We start from the raw sequence: 22,776 nt of genomic DNA, 5'->3' as shown, positions 1-22,776 counted from the left end.
ACCGCGGACGGCGCGGCGGGCGTCCCCGGGCCCGGGGGAACCGGCCCCGGGGACGCGTCCGCTAAGCCCTCTCCCCCTCGCGGGAGAGCTGCCGCTCCACCTGCGGGGCGAAGTCGTCGAGGAAGCCCAGGGCCTCCTCCCCGTCGGAACCTTCGTCCAGTACGTAGTCGATGGCGACCATCGTGTTCACCGTCGGGAAGAAGGCACTCGCGTAGCCGGCCGCCCCGGAATCGTCCTCGCCGCTCTCGTAGAGTGCGGCGACACCGCCGTCACCCGCCGAGACGGGGCGCCAGTCGATCAGGGCCACACCCGAGTCCTCGTCGCCGGTCTCCACCTCCTCCCGCCGCTCCTCGTACTCCCTCACCATGGCCTCGGCCGCCTCGCCGCCGTCGTCGTACTCGTAGAGGGTGACGGAGACCCACATGGGGGTGCGTCCGCTCTCCGAGGCAGCGGAGTCGGAGACCGTGCAGAGCAGGATCCCGAGAGCCCCCTCCCCCAGTTCGCCGTACTGGAACTCGTCCGCCGGGGTGTAGTCACCGTCGGCCGTCAGGCGTCCGGCGCCGGGAACCCGGTCCAGCATGTCGGAGGGCAGCAGCTCACGGCATGTGGGCAGGCCGGCGTAGGGGCGGCCGTCCGCCAGGCTCCACGCCACGACGCCGACGGAGGCCAGCAGAAGCAACGCGGCGGCGGCGCCGCCGACGATCAGGCCCGTCCGGCGGCGTCCGCCCGTACCCGGCCCTCCGGGAGGACCGGGTACGGGCGGCTGCCGCGGCGGTGTCCAGCCGGGAGCGCCGTGTCCCGGCAGGGCGGGCGGGACCTGCGGCCGTCCCTGCCGGGGCCCCGGACCGCCGTGGGGCCCGGGCCACTGCCCGGGGTGGGGCTGCTCGGACTGGGGTGGTCCGGGCTGGGGTGGTCCGGACTGGCCGGGGAAGGGCTGCCCGCCGGGCGGGCCGGGAAAGGAACCGTCGTTCGGGGGATGGGTCATCGGTCTCGCGGCGTGGACACATCCGGTGGATGACCGCCGCGCCTCCTCACAGGTGCTCGTCGACCGCGCGGATCGGCCAGGGGTGGTGTTCCGCTCCATGCCGGGCGCATGGGGGTGCGTGCCGGTACGTCGCCCCGAGTATTCCCGACTCCGGCCGATCCGGCTCCCCGATGCCCCGACAATGGATCCCGTGGCACGAGGAAAGCTCCGCATCTACCTGGGATCGGCACCCGGTGTCGGTACCACGCACAACGCCCTGGCCGAGGCCCACCGTCGGGCCGAGCACGGCGCCGACGTGGTGGTCGCCGCCGTTCACACCCACCACCGCGAGCGCACCTCCGCCCTCCTGGAGGGCCTGGAGGAGATACCGCCGCATCCGTCCGGTTCCGTGGACACCGCCGCCGTGGTCTCCCGCGCGCCGGGGACCGCCCTGGTCGACGACCTCGCCCGCGCCAACGCCCCCGGAGCGCCCAACGCCACCCGTTGGCAGGACGTGGAGGAACTGCTGGAGGCGGGCGTCGACGTGCTGTCCACCGTGGGCATCCACCAGCTGGACTCGCTCAACGACGTGGTCCACCAGATCACCGGCGTGCGTCCGGACCAGACCGTTCCCGACCACGTGGTGCGCCGCGCCGCCGAGGTCGAGCTGGTGGACGTCACCCCGCAGGAACTGCGCCGCAGGATGGCCTACGGCGACATCCACCCCGCCGAGCGGGTGGACGCGGCCCTGTCCGACTACTACCGCGAGGGCAACCTGGCGGCCCTGCGCGAACTGGCGCTGCTGTGGACCGCCGACCGGGTGGAGGAGAGCCTGGCCCGCTACCGGGGCGAGCACGAGATCCGGCGGACCTGGGAGGCCCGGGAGCGTGTCGTGGTGGCGCTCACCGGCGGCCCCGAGGGCGAGACGCTGATCCGGCGCGCCGCCCGTGTGGCCGCGCGCTCGCGGGGCGGCCATCCCCAGCCCAGCCACCTGCTGGCCGTGCACGTGGTACCGCCGAAGGGGATGGCCCAGACGCCCAGCGCGGACCTGCTGCGACAGCGCAGGCTGCTCGCGGAACTGGGCGGCACCTACCACCAGGTCGTCGGTAACGACGTCCCGACCGGGCTGCTGGACTTCGCGCGGGGCGTGCACGCCACCCAGATCGTGTTGGGCTCCTCGCGCCGCCGCGCCTGGCAGTACGTGCTCGGTCCCGGGGTCGGCGCGACCGTGGCGCGCGACTCCGGGGACATCGACGTGCACATCGTCACCCACGAGCGGGTGGGGAGCGGGCGGTGGCCGCTGCCACAGCCGGGCCGGGGCCTGGGCGAGCACCGGCGGGTGGCCGGGTGGTCGCTGTCCCTGCTGGCCCCCACCCTGCTGGCACTGGTGATGGCGCTGCCCGTGTTCGAGAACGTGGGGGCCGCCTCGGACGCGATGCTGCTGTTGCTGGCCACCGTGGCCACCGCGGCGGTGGGCGGCCTGCGCCCCGCCCTGGTGTCGGCGCTGTGGAGCGCGGTCCTGCTCACCATGCTGTTGTCCCCGCTGCACGGACGGCCGCCGGTGTCCCTGGACAACGCGCTGGCGCTGTCCGCGTTCGCCCTGGTGGGGGCGCTGGTGGCGATCGTGGTGGAGGTGGCGGCCAACCGGTCGGCACAGGCGGCGCGGGCCCGGGCCGAGGCCGACGCGGTGACCCTGCTGGCGAGCAGCGTCCTGGCGGGCAAGGAACCCCTCCAGGCCCTGCTGCGCCGGATCCGGGAGACCTTCGGGCAGCGGTCGGCGACGCTGCTGGAGTTGCGTGAGGACGGCCGGTGGCGGGCGGCGCACAGCGTGGGCGCCCCGGCGTGCGACTCCCCCGAGGAGTCGGACGTGCTGGTGTCGATCTCCGACAACCTGGCGCTGGCGCTGCGCGGCCGGGTGCTTCCCGCGACCGACCAGGGCGTGCTGCGGGCGTTCGCCGCGCACATCGGCATCGCCCTGGAGCACCAGCGGCTGGAGTGGGACGCGGCCGAGGCGCGCAGCCAGGTGGCGGGCAACCGCATCCGCACGGCCCTGCTGGCGGCGGTCTCGCACGACCTGCGTACGCCGCTGACCTCGATCAAGGCCAGCCTGTCGAGCCTGCGCGCCACCGACATCGCCCTCACCGAGGAGGACCGCGAGGACCTGCTGGAGACGGTGGAGGAGTCCACCGACCGGCTCAACCGGCTGATCGACAACCTGTTGGACATGAGCCGGGTGCACACCGACAGCGTGCGTCCCAAGCTACGCGCGGTGGGCCTGGAGGAGGTCGTGCCCGTCACCCTGCTGGGCCTGCCGCGCGGGGCGGTCACGGTGGACGTGCCCGACGACCTGCCCCGGGTGCTGGCCGACGCCGGACTGTTGGAGCGGTCGGTCGCCAACGTGGTCTCCAACGCGGTCCGCCACAACCCGGATCCGCGGGTGCCGGTGCTGCTCGCGGCCAGCGCGCACGGCGACAGCGTGCAGTTGCGGGTGGTGGACCGGGGGCCGGGCGTCTCCGACGAGGCCAAGCAGCGCATGTTCGAGGCCTTCCAGCGCCTGGGCGACGCCCCTCAGGGCACGGGGGTCGGTCTCGGGCTGGCGGTCGCACGTGGTTTCGTTGAGGCGATGCACGGGAGACTCGACCCGGAGGACACTCCCGGAGGTGGGCTGACCATGGTCTTCACCCTCCGGGCCGTGGAGAAGGACGAGGCGGACGGCGTGGACGAGAGGCGGGTCGATGCGGGTCCTGGTCGTTGACGACGACATGCAGATCATCCGGGCGATGCGGATCAACCTGCGGGCGCGCGGGCACGACGTGGACACCGCGGCCGACGGCGCGTCGGCGCTGCGGCTGGCCGCCGAGAACCACCCCGACGTGATCCTGCTCGACCTGGGCCTGCCCGACATGGAGGGCATGGAGGTCATCCAGCGGCTGCGCGGCTGGTCGCAGGTGCCGATCATCGTGCTCTCGGCCCGGCACTCGGCCGGAGAGAAGGTGCGCTGCCTGGACTCGGGCGCCGACGACTACGTCACCAAGCCGTTCGGCATGGACGAGCTGCTGGCCCGGATGCGGGCGGCCGAGCGCCGGTCGGTGCGCCTCGACGAGGCGCCCGTCGTGCGTACGCCGTGCTTCACCGTGGACCTGGGCGCCAAGCGGGTGCTGCGGGACGGCGAGGAGGTGCGGCTGACCCCGACGGAGTGGCACATCCTGGAGCTCCTGGCCCGCCACGCTGGGCAACTGGTCAGCCAGCGCCAACTGCTGCACGACGTGTGGGGCCCCGCCTACCAGAGCGAGACCAACTACCTGCGGGTGTACATGGCGCAGTTGCGCCGCAAGCTGGAGCCCGATCCCGCGCGTCCCCGGTACCTGATCACCGAGGCGGGCCGGGGCTACCGCTTCGAGAGGACCGGGGCCCCGCAGCCCGGGCACTGACTCCTCGCGGGAGTCCGTGCCGGGGTCAGCCGGCGAAGGCCAGTCCCTCGGACAGCTCCATGAGCATGTCGAACTCGTCGGTGCCCACGTGGCCGCGGTTGGCCTTGGCCACCGCCAAGCAGGGCGCGAAGGCGCGCACCCACGCCATCAGCCGGTCGCCGTCCACCTCCAGGATGCGGGAGAGCTTGTCCACGCGGTACACCACCTCGGTCAGGCTGGTGGCCTTCCACAGGGCCCAGTCCACGGCGTCGACCGCGCCGTCGCCCAGGCAGGCGCGCGGGTCGACGGCCACCAGGCCGCGCTCGCCGCCGTCCAGCACGTTGCCCGGGTGCAGGTCCCCGTGCACGGGCACGACGTCGACCGTCCCGTTGGCCAGGTCGCGGGCCCGGCAGAACCCCTGGTGCATGGCGGACGCGGACACCACGTCGGCGGCCGGACCCTCGGCGCGCTCGCGGTTCCACAGGTCGAAGACGAACTGCACCCGCGAGGTCAGCGGGCGCAGTTCGAGCAGTTCCGAGCGGGGCACCTCGACGCCGTGCAACTGGGCGATGAGCGAACCGATGGTCTCCATGGGCGGGACCTCCCCGCCCGCGGCGATGGTGTCCCCGTCGATCCACTCCATGAGGATGGCGCCCCGGTCGCCGTCCACTCCCCACACCCGGGGCACGCGGCCGGAGGCCTCCCACATCCGCAGCAGACGGGCCTCGGACACGGCCAGGCCGGTGTCCGGGGACAGCTTGAGCACGCCCTGGGCTCCGTCGGAGCGGAGGACGCAGACGACGACGGAGGTCCGGCCGTGGGGGGCCGGGCCCTCGACGGTCAGCCGCCACTCGGAGGCGAGCTTCTCGACGATCGACGGGAGTTCGGCCAGCCACTCCTCGACCTGGCTGCCAAAGCGCCGTTCCAGACGCCGACGCTGCCGGTCGTTGGCGAACTGCGCTGTGACGTCGTTCATACATCCACCTTAGGTTCGCTCACGTCGACGCCTGCCCGGGGCCCGGACCCCTGCGCGGGTCTGCGTCCGTGACGGGCGCTGTTCGAGGCCGGGACCGGTCGCGGAGGGACCTCCGCGCCGACGTGCGGAGTGCGAAGCCGACGGAGGGGTCGTGCCCGGATCGCCGTCGCGACGCGCTGGCGGCGGCACGGTACGGGTACCGCGTTCGTGGGTGCGGGATTTCCCGCCCGCTTGGCCCATACCCACCTCCGTGCTCGCGGTAACAGGAACGGAACGGCCAGGAGCCGGCGAGCGCTCCCGGGCCTCGGGCCCCCGCTCCCGGTGGGGGACCGCCGCCTTCCCCCCGACGTCCCGCCCGGGGGGAAGGCGGCACGGCTCAGACCAGACGGCCCTTGGCCGCCCGGTGCTGGGCGAGGAGGGTGTCCACGACCAGGTCGGAGGGCCACAGGGGCGCGGTGAGGGCGGTGACGTCCAGTCCGCGCAGCAGGTCGAAGTCGGGGCCGTCGACCAGTCTCCAGGCGGCGACGGCGACCTTGTCGTGGCCGTGGCGGCGCAGCCGGTCGACGGCGTCGAACACCGAAGGCGCCCAGGTGCGCAGGTAGCCGACCTGGACGGGAGAGTCCAGGCGGCGGCTGAGCATGCGCGCCACGTCCATGACGACCTGGCGCTCCTCGGTGCCCGTGGTGCCGTCTGCGGCCAGGACCACTCCGTCGGAGGGCCTCCAGCCGGACTCGGCGAGCCGTCCGGCGAGGTCGGCGACGATGGACGGGACCGCCCCCAGCGGCGCGGTCCGGCAGGAGTCCTCCAGGCGGCCGATGTCGAGCCGGGAGAGCAGGTGGGCGCTGGCGACGTCGCCGCCCGCGACGAACGCGGGGACGACCACCTTGGGACCGCGGACGGAGCGGAGGGCGGCGGTGACGTCCTCGGGGCTGCCGAAGGCCGGGGCCACCGGCACCTCGCCCCTGCTGGCCACCGCCTCGGCCAGGCCGCACAGGGCCTCCCGGCGGTGGGCGTCACGCGAGTCGTCGGCCACGAGGACCATCGTGGGGACCATGCACAGCTCCTTCGTACTTCGCCTGGAGAACCACCGTTACCCGCCGAGCGTAAAGCGGCACAGTTTCAGGGGGGTTCTGTGGTGTTACATGGAGGAAAACAGCGGACAATGGCTGTGGTGGTTATCTCCGCCGGGGGCCTCCGTGAACCATAACAATCGCCGAAGAAACGTAGGCTGTCCACACCCCCGCGCGGTGGCGTACACCTCACAACGCCCATCGGGGAAGGTGTTCATCCTTACTTCCAACGAAGTCGTCGGCCGCCCACCTGCCCGGACGTGTGCCCGACACCCTCTCCCGGCAATTGCCTCGCGACAGGACATGACGGGCGTCACATCGTGAATTCACCAACGGTCAAATGTCTGATTTCGCCCGGCCACCTCTCTAGAGAAATCGCCGACAAAGACTTTCCCATGCACGTGCCAAGTACGAATGCACGTGCCGATGAATGTGCGCCGAGCGCCCTGCCCGGCGCGAGGCGCATTTCCCATCCCCTTCCGGGGCCGCCGTTCCCGGCCCGCCCCGGACCCGGCGTCCGATCGGAGCCTTGCCACACGGCGTCCCTCCCTGTCAAGGGTGTGTGCTCCCCGAAGGCGCCATAGCCGCACACCACCTGGCGTGGGGAGACAGGATGCGGGTCCGGCGCGATGGCTTGCCATGGGTTTCCGACCCACCCACACTTGGTAGTGATGGAGCATGTACCTGCAGGACCGAGTTCCACGGGACTGCTCCGGGCGACCGCGCCGCCGGTCTCCTCGACACCGGACGGGCCGCGCCCCGAGATCCGCCGAACCATTCAGACTGGAGTGAGCATGGCTGTCCACCCTCGGGTGCAGACGCTGGCCCAGACCTTTCTCGCACATGCCGACCAGGAGGCCCCCGGCCTGGTCGAAGGCCTCTACCTGACCGGTTCGGTCGCCCTCGGAGACTTCCGCCCCCACACCAGCGACGTCGACTTCGTCATCGTCACCGGTCGCGCACCGCGGGCACGCGAGCTGGAGCTGCTGCGCGGCGTCCACACACGCACGCGCGCCGACGTCCCCAAGCCCCAGTTCAACGGCATCCACGTCACCTGGGACGACCTCACCGGCAACCCGGCCTCCTGCGGCCCGGTCCCCTCGGTGACCAACGGCCGGTTCCGCAGCCGCGCCAGCGCCGACGTCAACCCCGCCACCTGGCACGTCCTCGCCGAGCACGGTGTGGCCGTCCGCGGCCCCCACCCCCTCGAACTCGACGTGTGGGACGAGCTGGAGGGCCTGCGCGCCTGGTCCCTCGGCTCCCTGGACGAGCAGTGGCGGCGCTGGCGGGAGAGGGCGGGGCGCCTGGTGACTCCGCGCGGACTGGCGGTCCTCGGCTCGCTGGCTCCCTCGTGGAGCGTGCTGAGCGTCAGCCGGCTGCACTTCACCCTCAAGACCGGGGAGATCACCTCCAAGTCCGGCGCGGGCGCCTACGCCCTGCACGCCTTCCCCGAGCGGTGGCAGCGCATCGTCAACGAGTGCCTGCGCGTGCGCCGCAGCGCCAACGCGTCCTCCCTGTACGAGAGCGCCTTGGCCCGGCGGCGGGCCGCACTGGACTACATCGAGATGGTGCTGGACGACGCCCTGCGCCCCGGCCTGTCCGTCGCCTGAGGCGCCCGCGCCGTGTTCCACGGGCCCGGACGGACGGGCCGCGTCCGCCCGGGGCCCGATCCTCCGCGTCCGTACGACCTCCCGTGAGTCCCGGCTAACCTGTGGTGCATGACCATGCGCCCCATCGTCCGGTTCGGCGACCCCGTCCTCGTCACACCGACCACCCCTGTCACGAAGTTCGACCAGCACACCGAGGCGCTGGTCCGGGACCTGCTGGAGACGGTCGACGCTCCCGGGCGGGCAGGCCTGGCCGCCACCCAGATCGGGGTGGGCCTGCGTGTGTTCAGCTACAACGTCGAGGGCCGGACCGGCTACGTGATCAACCCGGAGATCGCCGAGCTGTCGGAGGAGGTCCAGAGCGGCGAGGAGGGCTGCCTGTCGGTGCCCGGGCTGTGGTATCCGACCAGGCGTGCCGAGCGCGCCGTGGTCACCGGTGTGGACCTGCGCAACGAGCCGGTCACCCTGGAGGGGACCGGGCTGATGGCCCGCTGCCTCCAGCACGAGACCGACCACCTGGACGGCGTCGTCTACGTGGAGCGCCTGGACCCGGAGGTCCGCAAGCGGGCCCTGCGCGACATCCGCCGCTCGGACTGGTTCATGCCCGCCGAACCACCCGGGCAGACGGACGTGCGGCTCCCCAGCGCCTTCGGCGGCGCGAGCTGAGGGCCCCTTACCCACGGCCCTCCCGCCGTGTCACGAGGGGCTGATCCGGTCCTTCGCTCCGGGTATCTTCGGACACATCCCCGCGCACTCCCCCAAGTCACGTGAGTCAACGCACTAGGCATGTAACGCCACGATCTCGTATGGTCTGCTGGGTAACTCCCGCCGCCACGGCGCCCCCCGCCACACGCCGTCGGCCTACCGGATGCGCTCGGACACCGTTCTCGGAGAAGACATGACATCCACTCCTTCCTCCCCTCCGCGTGGCAGGCGTGTCGCCCTGTCCCTCACGACCCTGGTCACGGCCCTCGTCGTCGGCCTGCCCGGCACGGTGCACGCGGAACCGGGTGACGACGAGGTGGACATCGACGAGCTGAACCAGCGGGCCGAGGAGCTGGAGGAGACCTACGACGGCGAGCTGCTCCAGTTCACCGAGATCAAGGAGCGGGTGGAGAAGGCCGAGGAGGACCTGGCCAAGATCGAGGAGCGCCTGGACGCCTCCCGTACCGGTGTGTCCGCCATCGCCTCCACCCGGTACAAGAGCGGCGGCCTCGACCCCGCGCTGCAGGTGGTCTTCTCCAGCGACCCGGAGGACATGTTCGCCGACGCCGCGGCCCTGAGCTACCTCGGACAGAGCCAGTCCGAGCAGATCTCCGAGCTCATCGAGACCCGCGACGAGGCCGCCCTGGTCGCCGAGGAGCTACAGGACGAGAAGACCGAGGCCGAGGAGCTCATCGAGAAGCTGGAGTCGGAGCGCGAGGAGGTCGAGGCGCGCATCGAGGAGTACGAGGAGGAGCAGATCCCCGAGACCGCCGGCGACGGCACCATCCCCGCGAGCGCCAAGGGCTGGGGATGGAGCGGGGCCTCTCCGCGCATGGCGGCGATCCGCGACGAGATCGTGATGAAGTTCGGAGCCCCCTACCCGGTGGGCTGTCTGCGCAACAGCGCCGACGACCACGGCGTGGGCAACGCCTGCGACTTCATGATGAGCTCGGGCGGCGCCATACCCAGCTCGACGAACCAGGCCCTGGGCACGCAGATCGCCCAGTACGGGATCAACAACGCCGACCGGCTGGGCATCAAGTACATCATCTGGGAACAGCAGATCTGGCAGTCCACGTCACGCCAGTGGACCTGGATGAACGACCGGGGCAGCACCACCCAGAACCACTACGACCACGTGCACATCTCGTCGTACTAGGAACGTACCGGGGACGGGCCGCGGACCGGGTCAGGCGCGGGGTCCCCGCCCGCCGAGGGCGAGCGGGAGCACCGCCAGCAGGGACACGGCCGCGACCATGAAGGCGGGACCGTAGCCCAGCATCTGGATCAGCAGGCCCAGGGCCATCGCCCCGGCGCCCGAGCCCGCGTCGAAGCCGATGTTCCACACCGCGCTGGCCCGGCCGTACCCCGCCGGGCCGGCGCGGTTGAGCATGAGGGTGACGGTCTCGTTCTGGACCGCGCCGAAGCCGAGGCCGAACACCGCCGTTCCCAGGAGCACCAGCAGCGCCGTCCACACCCCCGGGGAGACGCCCTCTCCCCCGTGCGACCACAGGGCGGCGGTGACCAGGGCCATGCCGAGGACCGCGCCGACCATGCCCGGCAGCAGCAGGAGGGCGCGCCGGTGGCGGTCGTACAGCATCCCGGCGGCCCAGCGGCCCACCACGACCGCCAGCGCGTAGGCGGCCAGGGCACCGCCCACCAGCCACGCCGCCCGCTCCAGGGGGATGGCCAGGAAGGTGACGATCGCGCCGGCCGACGAGGCGGTCAGCAGCATGAGCACCAGCGGCGCCGCCAGCGCACGCAGCAGCGGAGGCGCCGGGGACGCTCCGGGAGTCCTCACGGCCCGCCGGCCCGTGCCGCGCAGCGCCGGGCGGTTGCGGCCCCCGTCGGCGAACCAGATGCCCCAGGACAGGACCGCGCCCAGTACCGAGCACAGGCCGGTGATCCAGAACGCGGTGTCGAAGCCGATGTGGAGGGCCAGCGCCACCCCGCCGGGGAGGATGAGCACCTGGGGCAGGCCGACCGCCAGTCCGTAGTAGCCGGTGGCCCGGCCCACCTGGCGGTGCGGGACCAGGCGTGCGGCGAGCACCGTTCCGGCGACGCTGACCATGCCGAAGCCGACGCCGCGCACCGCCGAGACGGCCACGAGCGGGCCCAGGTCGTTGGTCAGGGCGAACAGCGGTGCGGGCAGCCCCATGACCAGTGATCCGACGGGGAACGCCCACCGGTAGCCGCCCCGCTCCAGCAGCCAGGGCATGGCGAGCTGGGTGAGCACGGTGGTGAGCATGAAAGCGGCCGTGGTGCTTCCGGCGCCGAACTCGCCCGCGCCGCCGCGGGTGGCCCACAGCGGGACCAGCGGGAGGACGGCGGCGAAACCGCACAGTCCGATCGCCGTGGCCGCGATGAGCAGGGCGAAGCCCCCGCCGCGCAGTCCGGGCAGGGCGTCCTCCTCGGATGCGGCGGACGGCGGTGTTCCGTCATCCCCTGAGGAGGACGAGCCAGATCGGATCATCCGTCCTTTCTAGCCGACATGCGTATACCTGTCGAAACCGGGCACGCGCTAGCCCTCCGCGGGACCGGTCCTCTCCGCGAGCCAGTCCCGGACGCGTACGGCCAGCTCGGGTGTGACGGCGCGTTCGGCGTGTCCCATCCCCGGGATGATCCACAGGTCGCGGGGCTCCCGGGCCGCGTCGTGGATCGCGATGGCGTGGGAGACCGGGAAGTAGCTGTCGGCGTCCCCGTGCACGACCAGCAGCGGTGTCGGGGAGATCTCCCCGGCGACCTCGCGCGGCTCGGCGGGCCGGGGGTCCCAGTCCTGGTCGATGACCCGGACCTTGCGGAAGCCTCGCAGGAGGAGGCGGCCCACGCGGCCGCCGATGCCGAGGTGGAGCAGGCGCATGCTGCGCGTGCCCTTGTAGTACCAGCGGCTCGGGCCGCTGACCGAGACCACCGCGGCCGTCCCGCCGTAGATGGCGGCGTGCCGGACCGCGACGGCGGCGCCCATCGAGAAGCCCACGACGGAGACGGAGGTGTAGCCGAGTTCGCGCAGGCGGGCGACGACCGCCTCCAGGTCGTGGATCTCCTCGTTGCCCACGGTGCTGAGCCCGCCGGAGCCGTGGTGGCCGCGGAAGTCGAAGGTCATCACGTCGCCGACGGGCAGCAGCGCCTCGGCGACGGCGCGGGTGTTGGGGTTGCGGTAGGTGCCGGTGAACCCGTTGGCGACGACCACGGCGGTGGCGCGGGGCCGGGCACCGCGCAGGAGTACGGCGTCGATGCCGACCCCGTCGGAGGTGGTCAGCCGGTGGCGGTCCTCCGGGGGCCGGGGGAGCGGATGGTCAATGGCGTCGGACACCCCACCATCGTGCCCGATCAGTTCCGGGGGTCGAAGCCCGGCCCCGCCGTGCCGGGTGCGTCACCGTATCCGTGGCCGGACCACTCGTCGGGGCGGGACCGCCGGCCGCCCCCGAGGATGTCACCGGAGCCGGGGGCGTCACCGTGGGCGTACGCGCCGTCCCACGCGGTGGGGCCGGGGGCCGGGGGCCCGTATCCGGCCGCCTCGTAGCCGTCGTCGTACCCCGCCTCCCCGTACCCGTCGTCGTACTCGGCGTCGTACCCGGCGGCATCGTCCCCGTACTCGTCGTAGCCCCGGTCCCAGGCGTCGCGGACGGCGGCCGGGGGAAAGGCCAGGGAGCGCAGGTTGAGCGCCACATGGACGAGGACCGGCACCCAGACGCTTCCGGTGCCCAGGTAGAGAACGGTGAACAGCGTGCCCGACGCGCCGGCGCTGACCAGCCCCCACCAGCCCTGGTAGAGGTGCGCGACGGAGAACAGCGCCACCGACAGCACGGCGGCGATCCACAGCGGCACGCCCATGCTCGCCACCAGGACGATGAACAGTCCCCGGTAGAGCAGTTCCCCGAACACGCCACCGGTGACGGACACGCCGGCGGCCAGCGCCCGCTCGACGGTGCCGCGCGGTACGAGCAGGCCGCGGTCGCGTTCGGGTTCGGGCAGGAGGACCCGCGTGTCCGGGGCGCGCCGCCTGCGGCGCCCGGAGGAGCGCCCGCCACGCGTTCCGTGTCCCGCCTGCTCCTCGGGACCCCTGGAGCCCCGGCCCCTCCTGCCGCCGCCCCGGCCCCGGCCCCGGCCCGCACCGAGCACGGGCAGGTTCTCCGGCAGTCCGTTGACCAGTACCCACAGCACCGCCAGGGCCAGAAGGCCGCCGACGGCGCCTCCGGCGATCGGCCCCCAGGCATGGGGCGCGCGCAGGCCCAGGTCGGCCGCGGCGAGGTCCGGCGAGAGCAGCAGGACTCCGAGGACCGCCAGGCCCCACAGCACGTGGACACCCATCGTGACTGCGTGCACCAGCGTGAGTGCTCGCGCGTCGCCGTCGCGTCTACGGGACAGCCAGGCGAAGGTCCTCCTTCCGAGGAGGGGTTCGCCGAGCGCGGCGAAGAGGAGCAGCAGGACCGTCAGAACGGTCCCGGCGAAGCTGAACTGAGGGAGGGACTCCGACCATGGCACGGGGCAATAGTAGAGGTCCGAAACGAGTCATAGTGCACATGCCGGATCTCAGCACCGGCCACCCCTTGCCGTACGGCCCGCGAAGGGTGACCGTAGAAGTGTCACAGGTCACAACACGGGCGGTGACGCCCGGCCCGCGTGACCACCGCTCGGACCCCGAAGGGCTGGGTAGCAGGGATGGCAGACCGAGCCGCAGGCGTACCGGGGGCCGACAGGCCCCAGAACATCCGCAACATCGCGCTGGTCGGTCCGTCCGGCGCCGGGAAGACGAGCCTGGTCGAGGCACTGCTCCTGGCCGCCGGGGAGATCGGACGCCCCGGCAGCGTGGAGGAGGGCACGACCGTCAGCGACCACGACGAGGTCGAGATCCGGCAGAGGCGCTCGGTCCACCTCACCGTCAACCCGGTCATGGTCGGCGACGTGAAGGTCAACCTGCTGGACACCCCCGGATACGCCGACTTCATCGGGGCGATGCGCGCCGGGCTGCGCGGCGCCGACGCCGCGCTGTTCGTCGTCTCCGCCCTGGACGGCGTGGACGGCCGCACCCGCGTGCTGTGGGAGGAGTGCGCCGCCGTGGGCATGCCCCGGGCGGTCGCCGTCACCAGGATCGACCACCCGCGCGCGGACTACGACGAGGTCGTCGCCCAGTGCCAGGAAGCGTTCGGCCCGGGCGTCCATCCCGCCTACGTCCCCGCGGTGGAGGGCACGGGGGACGGCCGCCGCGTGGTCGGCGTGTGGGGGCTGGTCTCCGAGCGCTACTACGACTACTCCGACGGGGACGGCGCCCCCGATCCGCGTTCCGCGCCGGACTGGCTGTGCGAGACGGCGGGCCCGCTCCGGGAGACCCTCATCGAGGAGGTCATCACCGAGAGCGAGGACGAGGCCCTCATGGAGCGCTACATGGAGGGCGGCGAACTCGACCCCGACCTGCTCATCGCCGACCTGAAACTGGCCGTGGCGGCGGGCGGCTTCCACCCGGTCCTGGCCACCAGCCCCGTCCGGGGCGTGGGCGTGCGCGAACTGCTGCGCGAGCTGCCGCTGTCGTGCCCGGATCCGACCCGCGGCCCGTTCCCGCCGGTGGTCGCACCCGACGGGAAACCGGTGCGGGGCATGTCGTGCGACCCGGACGGCCCGCTCGTGGCGGAGGTCCTCAGCACCGCCAGCGACCCGTACGTGGGCCGGGTGAGCCTGGTACGCGTCTTCTCCGGGACGCTGCGCCCCGACACCCGCGTCCACCTGCACGGACACGGCGTGCCCTGCGGGCTGGCCGGATCGGACGAACTGGACCGCACCGGCAACGACGAGCGCGTGGGCCCGCTGTCCGTGCCGCTGGGCCGGGAGAACCGCCCGGTGGACCGGGTGGTCGCCGGTGACCTGTGCCTGGTGGCGAAGCTGCCCGACGCCCGCACCGGCGACACCCTCTCCGATCCCGACCGGCCGCTGCGGGTGGTGCCGTGGCGCTTCCCGCAGCCGCTGCTGCCGGTGTCGCTGGCCGCCGCGTCCCCCGGGGACGAGGACCGGCTGTCGCGGGCGGTGGCCCGGCTGGTGGCGGAGGACCCGTCGCTGCGGGTGGAGGTGAACCCCGAGACCCACCAGATGGTGCTGTGGAGCCTGGGTGAGGCGCACCTGGACGCCGCGCTGGACCGGTTGGAGCACCGCCACGGGGTACGGGTGGAGACCGGCCAGGTGCGCGTGCCGCTGCGGGAGACCTTCGCGGTCCCGGCGCAGGGCACGGGGCGCAACGTCAAGCAGAGCGGCGGACACGGCGAGTTCGGCGTCTGCCGGATCCGGGTGGAGCCCCTGGAGCCGGGCGCGGGCCTGGAGTTCGTCGACGAGATCACGGGAGGGGTCGTGCCCCGCCAGTTCGTCCCGTCGGTGGAGAAGGGCGTGCGCGCCCAGATGGCGGACGGCGTGCACTCCGGCCACCCGCTGGTGGACATCCGGGTGACGCTCTACGACGGCAAGGCGCACTCGGTGGACTCCTCGGACATGGCCTTCCAGAAGGCGGGCCGCCTGGCTCTGAAGGACGCGGCGGAGGCCGGAAGGCTGGCGGTGCTGGAGCCGGTGGACGAGGTGTGCGTGGAGGTGGACGACGCCTACCTGGGCGCGGTGATGAGCGACCTGTCGGCCCGACGCGGCCGGGTGGTGGGGACCGAGACGGCCGACGGCGGCCGTGCGGTGGTGCGCGCGGAGGTACCGGAACTGGAGATCACCCGGTACGCGGTGGAACTGCGGTCGGTCTCGCACGGCACGGGGGTGTTCACCCGCGACTACCTGCGCCACGAGCCGCTGCCCCGGCAGGTCGCCGACAGACTGCCCGTCCCCCAGGGCTAGGTTCCGTTCGGTGGACTCGGTCCTGCGCCGCTGGGGGCGGCGGGGGCGCCGACGGGGCCGCCGGAGGTCCCGTACCCGCGGCGTCCGGGCACGAGGCGAAGCGCGGCGGAGCCTCAAGGAAACACCGCCCAGCGGAGGGCGCGGCTACAGAACGCGGCCCGGCCTGCCGCGGTCGGCGAGGGCGGCGAACCGGAACGTGTTCACCGGATGGCTGGACAGGAGGTTGACCAGCAGCACGAAGAAGTCGGTGTCGGTGTGGGCGCGCGCGGCGATGTCGTCGAAGTCCACGTCCTGGTACAGGTACTTGCCCGCCGCGAGCACCCGGAGGCCCTGCACGCCCTCGGGACAGAACGCGTGGGCGTGGTTGTCGGCCGTGTACTCCTGCGCCCGGCTCAGGGTGGTGCCCACACCGGGGATCACGTTCGCCACCGAGATGCCGAACTGCCGCCAGAACGACGTGTGCCCGGCGGCGATGTGCCCGACCTCGTGGCCGATCACGAACCGCAGCGCGTCGGGGTCGGCCAGGCGCCCGCCCACCTCGAACAAGTCGCTGTTGACGGTCACGTAGCGGCGGAACCCGTGCCCCGAGGCGAACGCGTTGAGCACGCCGTTGCCCAGCACGATGTAGGCCTCGGGCACGTGGCGCATGTTGAACGCCGCGGCGGCCTCGGCCACCATCCGGTGCGCCTCGGGGAACTGCTCCGCGGTGATGCGCACCCCGTTGACGCGCTGGCGCGCGTACAGCTGCCCTCGCACGAAGTACACGAGCACGGGGATGCTGAGCAGCAGCAGCGGCTCGTTCGGGTCACCGGAGTAGGCGCGGCTGAGCGCGCCCGCCACGGTGAACAGGGTCACCCCCACGCACATGACGAGGAGGGGGATCTCCCGGGGATGGCGCAGCGACCCGCGCAGGCGGCGGTCACCCCACCGCCAGGAGGCGACCCCCATCCGCGGTCAGATGCGGCGGTCGGAGTCGGGCCGGTCGTCGTCGGACCCGGAGGGCGGCGGACCGCCGTAGGACGGACCGGACGGCGGACCCTGCGGCGGGCGCTGCCCCTGCGGGAGGTCGTCCTCGTCCAGCAGCGCGGCCATGTCGGCGGACAGCGTGGACTCCTCGACCTTGTCGTCGCCCCACTCCCCGCGGAGCTCCTCGTCCCGGGATCCCGTCACCGCGTCCGTGCCGGCGTCGTGGGTGGACCTGGCCCCGTCCTCCTCCGGGGCGGGCCAGGAGGACGACAGGTAGGCGCTGTCGTAGGCGTCGTTGGGCTCGTGGTGGGGAACCGACGGGCCGGTCACCGGTGAGCCGGACGGCGGCGGGCCGAGCGGGTCCGAGAGCGGATCGGCGAACGGGTCGCCCTGCGGCGCGGACGCGCCGAACGGGGCGCCGCTCGGCGGTTCGACCGGGTCGCCCGTGGACGCGTACGGGTACGCGGGGGCCTCGGGCGCCGGGCCGGGGAAGGCCGTGCCCGCGGGGGCCCCGAGGGCCTCGGGCGCACCGTCGTCCTGGTGGCCCAGGTAGGACAGCGCGGCGACGGTGATCGCGGCGAGCCCGGCGCGCAGGGTGGGCTCGCGGGCGGGCGCGAAGAACGGCGAGTGGTTGCTGGGGACGTTGCCCATCTTCTCGTACGGGGTGTCGCCGGGCGCGGCCTCCCACACGTCGTGCGGGGTGGCGCCCACGAACCAGAGCACGTACGGGATGGGCTGCGGGTCGTCGGGCAGCCCGAAGTAGCTGAAGTCCTCGGTCGCCGGGGAGGGATCGGGCAGGTGGATGACGTAGTCGTCGCCGAAGTAGGCGTGGTGCGCGGCGGCCACGTCGGCGGTGCTCTGGGCGTCGTTGAAGGTGACCCCGGCACTCTGGAAGCGCTCGACGTCGGGCTCGCGGGTGGCTCCGGAGGCGGCCGCCTCGGCGCGCACGACCCGTTCGATGGCGGCCTCCAGCTGTGCGGAGACGTTGTCGTTCAGGGCCCGGGTGTTGATCTCCAGGTACGCCTCGTCGGGGATGATGTTGGCCTTCGTCCCGGCCTGGATCCTGCCGACGGTGAGCACCGCCATCTCGCTCGGGCTGATCTCGCGGGAGACCACGCCCTGCAGGCGGGTGACGATGTTCGCGGCGATGAGCACGGGGTCCACGGTCGTGTTCGGCTGGGAGGCGTGGCCGCCCTCGCCGTACACGCGTACGCGGTAGGAGCTGGCGGCGCCCAGGATGACCCCGGCGCGGTGGGAGATCAGTCCGGCGGGCTGGGGGCCCAGGTGCTGGCCGAGGATGACGTCGGGGCGGCCGAACCGGTCGAACAGCCCGTCCGCCAGCATGGCCTGCGCGCCGTCGAGGGTCTCCTCCCCCGGCTGGGCGACGATCATCACGGTCCCGGACCACTCGTCGCGCGTCTCCGAGAGCAGGTCGGCCGCCCCCACCAGGCAGGCGGTGTGGGCGTCGTGTCCGCACGCGTGCATGACGGGGACCTCAACGCCGTCGTCGACGGCACGGGTGGTGCTGGCGTAGGGCAGCCCGGTCTTCTCCTGGAGGGGGAGCGCGTCCATGTCGGCGCGCAGCATCACCGTGGGGCCGGGGCCGTTGCGCAGGACGCCGACCACCCCGGTGCCGCCCACGCCCTTGTGGACCTCGTAACCGGTCCGGGTGAGCCACTCGGCCACACCGCTGGCGGTGCGGTGCTCGGCGTGGGAGAGCTCGGGGTTCTTGTGCAGGTCGACGTAGAACCCCTCCACGAGCGGGAAGAGTTCGTCCAGGAGTCGCATGACCACGTTCCCGTGCTGGGCGGCACGGTCGGGGTCCACCGCGTGCGGCACGGCTTCCACCGCCTTCTTCCGTATCTCGGCCGGGTCGGAGCTGCCCCAGCGGGCACCCGTCTGACGGCACAGCCTATCTGCGCCTCTCCCGCGGGCACACACTGGCACGTTCACCCACGGTGCGCCACAGTGTCACGCGTAGGTTAAGGTCTGAGCACGGAAAGCAATCCCCCGCCGAACCGCTCACATCACACGTGCCTCGCACGCCCCGGCTTCGCGCCGAGCGAGGCGAAAGTTCGGCGACTTTCCACCAAGCACGGAGGAACCGCTGGCATCCCTTGCTACATCACAGTAAGGTAACGCAGCACATGTTCACTCGTCCGAACTCGCGGTGTCCCCCTCGCGCGCCACGCGGCACCACCCCGTACGTGCCCCTGACCAGCGCACACGGCCAGGGAGAATACGCACACGCCCCAGAAGCCGAAGACCTCGGAGTCCACTCGTGGCCTCACCCATGACCAGTCCGGCAGACCGGAGTCCGGAGCCAGGACAGGGCGCGACCGTCCCGACCACGGACAAGAAGACGGGTACGGCGTCCCGGCCCCCCGGCCGTGACGCCCGCCTGGACAACGCCAAGTTCGTCCTGATCGCGTTGGTCGTCATCGGCCACTCGATCGGTCCACTGGACGAATACGGGCCCGCCCGTACCCTCTACTACTGGATCTACTTCTTCCACATGCCCGCGTTCATCCTGATCAGCGGCTACCTCTCACGGTCCTTCGACGCCTCGCCGAAGCGTGTGGAGAAGCTGGTCCTGACGCTCGCGGTGCCCTACCTGATCTTCTGGACGATCCACCAGGCCGTCCACACCGTCGATCGCGGCGGGCCGCCCGAGTCCCTGTCGCTGCTCCAGCCGACCTACGCCCTGTGGTTCCTGGTCGCCCTCTTCCTGTGGCGCCTGAGCGTGCCGATCTGGCAGCGGCTGCGCTGGCCCGTGCTCATCGCGGTCGCCATCTCGGTGTTCGCCTCCACGGCCGCACTCGGCGACACGCTCTCGCTGGGACGCGTCCTCAGCTTCCTGCCGTTCTTCGTCCTGGGCCTGACCCTGCGGCGCGAGCACTTCGCCCACCTGGACAGGCTGTGGGTGCGGATCGCGTCCGTGCTGGTCCTGGGTGTGACGGCGATGCTGGCCGTGCCCATCTCCGGCAACATGAGCCGGTCCTGGCTCTTCTGGGAGAGCAGCCTCACCGACCGGGACATCGACCCGCTCCTGCCCAGCCTGGGCGTGCGGGTGGCCTTCATGGTCCTCGCCCTGGTGATGACCTTCGCCGTGCTCGCGCTGGTCCCGAAGCAGCGAACGTGGTTCACGGCGCTGGGCGCCTACACCCTGTACGTGTACCTGGGCCACTCGGCGGTCATCGTCCTGCTCCAGGCCTCTCCGTGGTACGGCCTCATGTCCGGAGCGACGGAGATGGTCGTCATGCTCGCCTTCGGCATGGGCCTGACGCTGCTGCTGTGCACCCCGTGGGTGCGCGCGAGCATGCGGTGGGCGGTGGAACCGCAGTTGACGTGGTTCCTCCGGGAGGACTCCGTGCTGCGCGAGGCCAAGGAGGCCGGGGGTGCCCCCGGCGGCGGGCGCTCCGGCACCGGAAGCGGTGAGAGGGAGAGGGCCGGAGTCTGATCCGGTCCCCGGACCCCTGCTCCCCGACGACACGCAGGAGGGCGGGAAGCGGTGAGGGGCGGTGCGCCGAAGCGCACCGCCCCTCACCGCTTCCCGCCCGGTCCGTGGCCGGCGGGATCAGCTTCCGCCGGACGCGTCCGCTCCGGGGACCGCGCCGGGAACGGCCCCCGAGGCGAGCAGCTCGCGGCGGCGCTTCTCGAAGCGACGCGTCTCCTTCCACAGCCGCAGCACCAGGACGCACTCGAAGAAGGCCAGCGCCAGGACGGAGAACACCGCGACCGGGATGATCAGGCTGTTCAGCGGCGTGACGAAGGCGACCAGCACGGTCACCGGCGCCACCACGCACAGGAACATCTCGAACTCGATGCCGCTGAACAGGTGCGGGCGCACCCGGTGCCGCAGGAGCATGTCGCGCACACGCGGGTAGAAGCCGGTCGGAGCCGGGGCGTCCGGGCGGTCGGGGGCCTCCCCCATCTCGTCGTCCTCGGGGTCGGCGTCGCCCATGCCGGCCAACCGGTCGGTGTCGCCGGTCAGCTCGGCGAGGGTCTGTTGCATGCCCCTACGGGTCTTGGCGACCTGGGAGCCGTTGAGGTAGCGCAGCAGGTCGAAGAAGACCACGACCGGCGCCACGACCAGGTAGGCGGCGTTCCCGGTGACGGCCCACTGGCCGATCAGCAGGGCCATCACGCAGCCGAAGAAGCGGATGCGGTCGAAGACGAAGTCGACCCAGGTGCCGAAGACCGAACCGGTGCCCTTCAGCCGGGCGATCTTGCCGTCCATGCAGTCCAGCACGAAGCTGAGGTGGAACAGCAGGGCGCCCAGCAGGAGCCAGGGCCAGCCGCCGCCCGCGACGAGGGCCGGTGCGACGAAGCACAGCGCGGAGAACAGACCGAGGATCCCCGCGCCCAGCGTCAGCTGGTTGGGGGTGACGCCGGTGCGGTTCGCCGTCCAGACGACCAGGCGACCGGCCAGGGGATCCACCAGGAAGACCGTCCACCAGGCGTCCTTCGCCTTGTAGGTCTCTTCCTTGACTTGCGCGAACGTGAAACGCGGCATGCGGGCTCTCCAGGAAGGCCCCTTCCACACGAAGGCCCCCGGCGCTCGAAGACGCGCTGACGAGGGCGTGGAGAAGGGCTGTGTCGGCGGGAATCGAGTCATCATGCCAGATCGGAGGTCGCCCGACCTAATCGATGACGGCATACTTGACTGGTAAGAGGGGGATCAACGGGCGGTCGCGCGCGGTCACAGGCGGACGGTCCACCCCCTGCGGTCTCGACCAAGGTATGAGGCATTGCGTTTTCTGAACGACCAGGCACCCCAGCAGGACCTGACCTACAGCGACGTGTTCATGGTCCCGGGCCGCAGCGCCGTGGGCTCCCGGCTCAGCGTGGACCTGTCGTCGTCGGACGGCACCGGCACCACCATCCCGCTGGTGGTGGCGAACATGACGGCGGTCGCCGGACGGAGGATGGCCGAGACCGTCGCCAGGCGCGGCGGGATCGCGGTCATCCCGCAGGACATCCCCCTGGAGGTGGTCGCCGACGTCGTCTCCTGGACCAAGCAGCGGCACCTGGTCCACGACACCGCCATCACGCTCAACCCCGCCAGCACCGTCGGTGAGGCGCTCAACCTGTTGCCCAAGCGCGCGCACAACGCCGTGATCGTGGTCGACGGGGGCCGCCGCCCGGTCGGTGTGGTCACCGAGGCCGACTGCGCCGGTGTCGACCGCTTCGCGCAGCTTCGCGACGTGATGTCCACCGAACTGTTGACCATCCGTGTGGACACCGAGCCGCGTGAGGCGTTCGGGACACTGCACGACTTCCGGCACCGGCTGGCACCGGTCGTGGACGGCGACGGCGCCCTGGTGGGCGTGCTCACCCGCACCGGCGCGCTGCGGTCCACCCTGTACACGCCCGCCGTGGACTCCGAGAACCGCCTGCGGGTGGCCGCCGCCGTCGGCATCAACGGCGACGTGGTGGGCAAGGCCGCCGAGCTGCTGGCCGCCGGTGTGGACACCCTGGTGATCGACACCGCGCACGGCCACCAGGAGAAGATGATCGCCGCGGTCGCCAAGGTGCGCTCGCTGGAGCCCCGGGTGCCGATCGTGGCGGGCAACGTCGTCACCGCGCAGGGCACCCGCGACCTGATCGAGGCGGGCGCCGACATCGTCAAGGTCGGTGTGGGCCCGGGCGCGATGTGCACGACCCGCATGATGACCGCGGTCGGCCGACCGCAGTTCTCCGCGGTGCTGGAGTGCGCCGAGGCCGCGCGTGAGCTGGGCAGGAACGTGTGGGCGGACGGCGGTGTGCGCTACCCGCGCGACGTGGCCCTGGCCCTGGCGGCGGGCGCGTCCAACGTGATGGTGGGCTCCTGGTTCGCGGGCACCTACGAGTCGCCGGGCGACGTCATGCGCGACGCCGAGGGCGGGCAGTACAAGGAGAGCTTCGGCATGGCGTCGGCCCGCGCGGTCCGCCTGCGCACCTCCGAGGACTCCCCCTTCGAGCGGGCCCGCAAGGCCCTGTTCGAGGAGGGCATCTCCACCGGACGCATGTACCTGGACCCGGAGCGTCCGGGCGTGGAGGACCTGATCGACCAGATCATCGCCGGTGTGCGCAGCTCGATGACCTACGCGGGCGCCACCTCGCTGGCGGAGTTCCACGAGCGCGCCGTGGTGGGCGTGCAGAGCGCCGCCGGCTACAACGAGGGGCGCCCGGTTCCCACCAGTTGGTAGAGGACGTGCCCTCTGCGCCCTCGCGGGCTCGGCCGGGGCGGGGCCAGGTCGGGCCGGGGCCGGGTCGG

At 72.4% G+C, this 22,776-nt stretch carries 17 protein-coding genes; 8 read left to right on the top strand and 9 right to left on the bottom strand.

Features of this window, described 5'->3' with window-relative positions; genetic code table 11:
• Positions 1 to 61: 61 nt before the first annotated feature.
• The gene (locus NOSIN_RS01540; RefSeq protein ID WP_077689023.1) at positions 62 to 985 is read right to left on the bottom strand and encodes a hypothetical protein; all 924 of its coding nucleotides are present in this window, start codon (positions 983 to 985) and stop codon (positions 62 to 64) included.
• Positions 986 to 1,166: 181 nt separating this feature from the next.
• Here NOSIN_RS01540 and NOSIN_RS01535 point away from each other — a divergent pair, with 181 nt between their 5' ends.
• Positions 1,167 to 3,719, top strand: a complete 2,553-nt coding sequence (locus NOSIN_RS01535) for an ATP-binding protein (protein WP_077689022.1) — start codon at positions 1,167 to 1,169, stop codon at positions 3,717 to 3,719.
• On the top strand, positions 3,700 to 4,395 hold the full coding sequence (locus tag NOSIN_RS01530) for a response regulator (RefSeq protein ID WP_077689021.1): 696 nt from the start codon (positions 3,700 to 3,702) through the stop codon (positions 4,393 to 4,395). Before NOSIN_RS01535 ends, NOSIN_RS01530 begins: the two co-directional genes overlap by 20 nt.
• Before the next feature lie 25 nt (positions 4,396 to 4,420).
• Here NOSIN_RS01530 and NOSIN_RS01525 read toward each other — a convergent pair whose 3' ends face one another.
• Together NOSIN_RS01525 and NOSIN_RS01520 are read right to left on the bottom strand one after the other, a co-directional pair.
• Positions 4,421 to 5,350, bottom strand: coding sequence for an aminoglycoside phosphotransferase family protein (locus tag NOSIN_RS01525; RefSeq protein WP_077689020.1), 930 nt, complete (start codon positions 5,348 to 5,350; stop codon positions 4,421 to 4,423).
• A 376-nt stretch (positions 5,351 to 5,726) separates the two neighbouring features.
• Positions 5,727 to 6,404: a sirohydrochlorin chelatase gene (locus tag NOSIN_RS01520; protein WP_077689019.1), complete on the bottom strand. Its 678-nt coding sequence runs from the start codon at positions 6,402 to 6,404 to the stop codon at positions 5,727 to 5,729.
• Between the two features lie 810 nt (positions 6,405 to 7,214).
• On the opposite strand from NOSIN_RS01520, the gene NOSIN_RS01515 reads away from it, so the two are divergent.
• The 3 genes from NOSIN_RS01515 to NOSIN_RS01505 all read left to right on the top strand — a co-directional run bounded on the left by NOSIN_RS01515 (position 7,215) and on the right by NOSIN_RS01505 (position 9,891).
• Entirely contained in the window at positions 7,215 to 8,030 is an 816-nt protein-coding gene (locus tag NOSIN_RS01515) for a nucleotidyltransferase domain-containing protein (protein WP_077689018.1), read from the top strand.
• A 108-nt stretch (positions 8,031 to 8,138) separates the two neighbouring features.
• Positions 8,139 to 8,693 carry a peptide deformylase gene (gene def / locus NOSIN_RS01510; protein WP_077689017.1) on the top strand — a complete coding sequence of 185 codons (555 nt, stop codon included), beginning with the start codon at positions 8,139 to 8,141 and terminating at the stop codon, positions 8,691 to 8,693.
• A gap of 232 nt (positions 8,694 to 8,925) precedes the next feature.
• Positions 8,926 to 9,891, top strand: a complete 966-nt coding sequence (locus NOSIN_RS01505) for a coiled-coil domain-containing protein (RefSeq protein ID WP_077689016.1) — start codon at positions 8,926 to 8,928, stop codon at positions 9,889 to 9,891.
• Between the two features lie 30 nt (positions 9,892 to 9,921).
• Here NOSIN_RS01505 and NOSIN_RS01500 read toward each other — a convergent pair whose 3' ends face one another.
• From NOSIN_RS01500 to NOSIN_RS01490, 3 genes are read right to left on the bottom strand one after another with little or no spacing between them, the layout of a single operon-like run.
• The gene (locus tag NOSIN_RS01500; protein WP_077689015.1) at positions 9,922 to 11,205 is read right to left on the bottom strand and encodes an MFS transporter; all 1,284 of its coding nucleotides are present in this window, start codon (positions 11,203 to 11,205) and stop codon (positions 9,922 to 9,924) included.
• 48 nt (positions 11,206 to 11,253) lie between these two features.
• The gene (locus tag NOSIN_RS01495; RefSeq protein WP_077689014.1) at positions 11,254 to 12,045 is read right to left on the bottom strand and encodes an alpha/beta hydrolase; all 792 of its coding nucleotides are present in this window, start codon (positions 12,043 to 12,045) and stop codon (positions 11,254 to 11,256) included.
• Positions 12,046 to 12,062: 17 nt separating this feature from the next.
• Positions 12,063 to 13,217: a CPBP family glutamic-type intramembrane protease gene (locus NOSIN_RS01490; RefSeq protein WP_077689013.1), complete on the bottom strand. Its 1,155-nt coding sequence runs from the start codon at positions 13,215 to 13,217 to the stop codon at positions 12,063 to 12,065.
• 177 nt (positions 13,218 to 13,394) lie between these two features.
• Here NOSIN_RS01490 and NOSIN_RS01485 point away from each other — a divergent pair, with 177 nt between their 5' ends.
• A complete protein-coding gene (locus NOSIN_RS01485) occupies positions 13,395 to 15,551 on the top strand; it encodes an elongation factor G-like protein EF-G2 (RefSeq protein WP_077689012.1) in 2,157 nt (718 codons plus the stop codon).
• A 144-nt stretch (positions 15,552 to 15,695) separates the two neighbouring features.
• On the opposite strand, the gene NOSIN_RS01480 is transcribed toward NOSIN_RS01485, so the two are convergent.
• Positions 15,696 to 16,499: a M48 family metallopeptidase gene (locus NOSIN_RS01480; protein ID WP_171986543.1), complete on the bottom strand. Its 804-nt coding sequence runs from the start codon at positions 16,497 to 16,499 to the stop codon at positions 15,696 to 15,698.
• Between the two features lie 6 nt (positions 16,500 to 16,505).
• Positions 16,506 to 18,365, bottom strand: coding sequence for an amidohydrolase (locus tag NOSIN_RS01475; RefSeq protein ID WP_077689011.1), 1,860 nt, complete (start codon positions 18,363 to 18,365; stop codon positions 16,506 to 16,508).
• Between the two features lie 445 nt (positions 18,366 to 18,810).
• On the opposite strand from NOSIN_RS01475, the gene NOSIN_RS01470 reads away from it, so the two are divergent.
• Positions 18,811 to 19,977: an acyltransferase family protein gene (locus NOSIN_RS01470; protein WP_077689010.1), complete on the top strand. Its 1,167-nt coding sequence runs from the start codon at positions 18,811 to 18,813 to the stop codon at positions 19,975 to 19,977.
• Between the two features lie 117 nt (positions 19,978 to 20,094).
• Here the strand turns inward: NOSIN_RS01470 and NOSIN_RS01465 are convergent, their stop codons facing one another.
• On the bottom strand, positions 20,095 to 21,033 hold the full coding sequence (locus NOSIN_RS01465) for a CDP-alcohol phosphatidyltransferase family protein (RefSeq protein ID WP_077689009.1): 939 nt from the start codon (positions 21,031 to 21,033) through the stop codon (positions 20,095 to 20,097).
• A 235-nt stretch (positions 21,034 to 21,268) separates the two neighbouring features.
• Here NOSIN_RS01465 and NOSIN_RS01460 point away from each other — a divergent pair, with 235 nt between their 5' ends.
• Positions 21,269 to 22,708, top strand: coding sequence for a GuaB1 family IMP dehydrogenase-related protein (locus NOSIN_RS01460; RefSeq protein WP_077689008.1), 1,440 nt, complete (start codon positions 21,269 to 21,271; stop codon positions 22,706 to 22,708).
• Positions 22,709 to 22,776 lie beyond the last annotated feature (68 nt).

This window comes from Nocardiopsis sinuspersici (assembly GCF_001998325.1).
GTDB classification, from domain to species: domain Bacteria; phylum Actinomycetota; class Actinomycetes; order Streptosporangiales; family Streptosporangiaceae; genus Nocardiopsis; species Nocardiopsis sinuspersici.
Note: the sequence above shows the minus strand (reverse complement) of the source record. Positions and strands in the feature narration are given on the sequence as shown.

Coding starts and splice junctions, on each gene's coding strand:
- NOSIN_RS01540 (WP_077689023.1), bottom strand. CDS start 985: ATGACCCATCCCCCGAACGACGGTTCCTTTCCCGGCCCGCCCGGCGGG.
- NOSIN_RS01535 (WP_077689022.1), top strand. CDS start 1,167: ATGGATCCCGTGGCACGAGGAAAGCTCCGCATCTACCTGGGATCGGCA.
- NOSIN_RS01530 (WP_077689021.1), top strand. CDS start 3,700: ATGCGGGTCCTGGTCGTTGACGACGACATGCAGATCATCCGGGCGATG.
- NOSIN_RS01525 (WP_077689020.1), bottom strand. CDS start 5,350: ATGAACGACGTCACAGCGCAGTTCGCCAACGACCGGCAGCGTCGGCGT.
- NOSIN_RS01520 (WP_077689019.1), bottom strand. CDS start 6,404: ATGGTCCCCACGATGGTCCTCGTGGCCGACGACTCGCGTGACGCCCAC.
- NOSIN_RS01515 (WP_077689018.1), top strand. CDS start 7,215: ATGGCTGTCCACCCTCGGGTGCAGACGCTGGCCCAGACCTTTCTCGCA.
- def (WP_077689017.1), top strand. CDS start 8,139: ATGACCATGCGCCCCATCGTCCGGTTCGGCGACCCCGTCCTCGTCACA.
- NOSIN_RS01505 (WP_077689016.1), top strand. CDS start 8,926: ATGACATCCACTCCTTCCTCCCCTCCGCGTGGCAGGCGTGTCGCCCTG.
- NOSIN_RS01500 (WP_077689015.1), bottom strand. CDS start 11,205: ATGATCCGATCTGGCTCGTCCTCCTCAGGGGATGACGGAACACCGCCG.
- NOSIN_RS01485 (WP_077689012.1), top strand. CDS start 13,395: ATGGCAGACCGAGCCGCAGGCGTACCGGGGGCCGACAGGCCCCAGAAC.
- NOSIN_RS01480 (WP_171986543.1), bottom strand. CDS start 16,499: ATGGGGGTCGCCTCCTGGCGGTGGGGTGACCGCCGCCTGCGCGGGTCG.
- NOSIN_RS01470 (WP_077689010.1), top strand. CDS start 18,811: ATGACCAGTCCGGCAGACCGGAGTCCGGAGCCAGGACAGGGCGCGACC.
- NOSIN_RS01465 (WP_077689009.1), bottom strand. CDS start 21,033: ATGCCGCGTTTCACGTTCGCGCAAGTCAAGGAAGAGACCTACAAGGCG.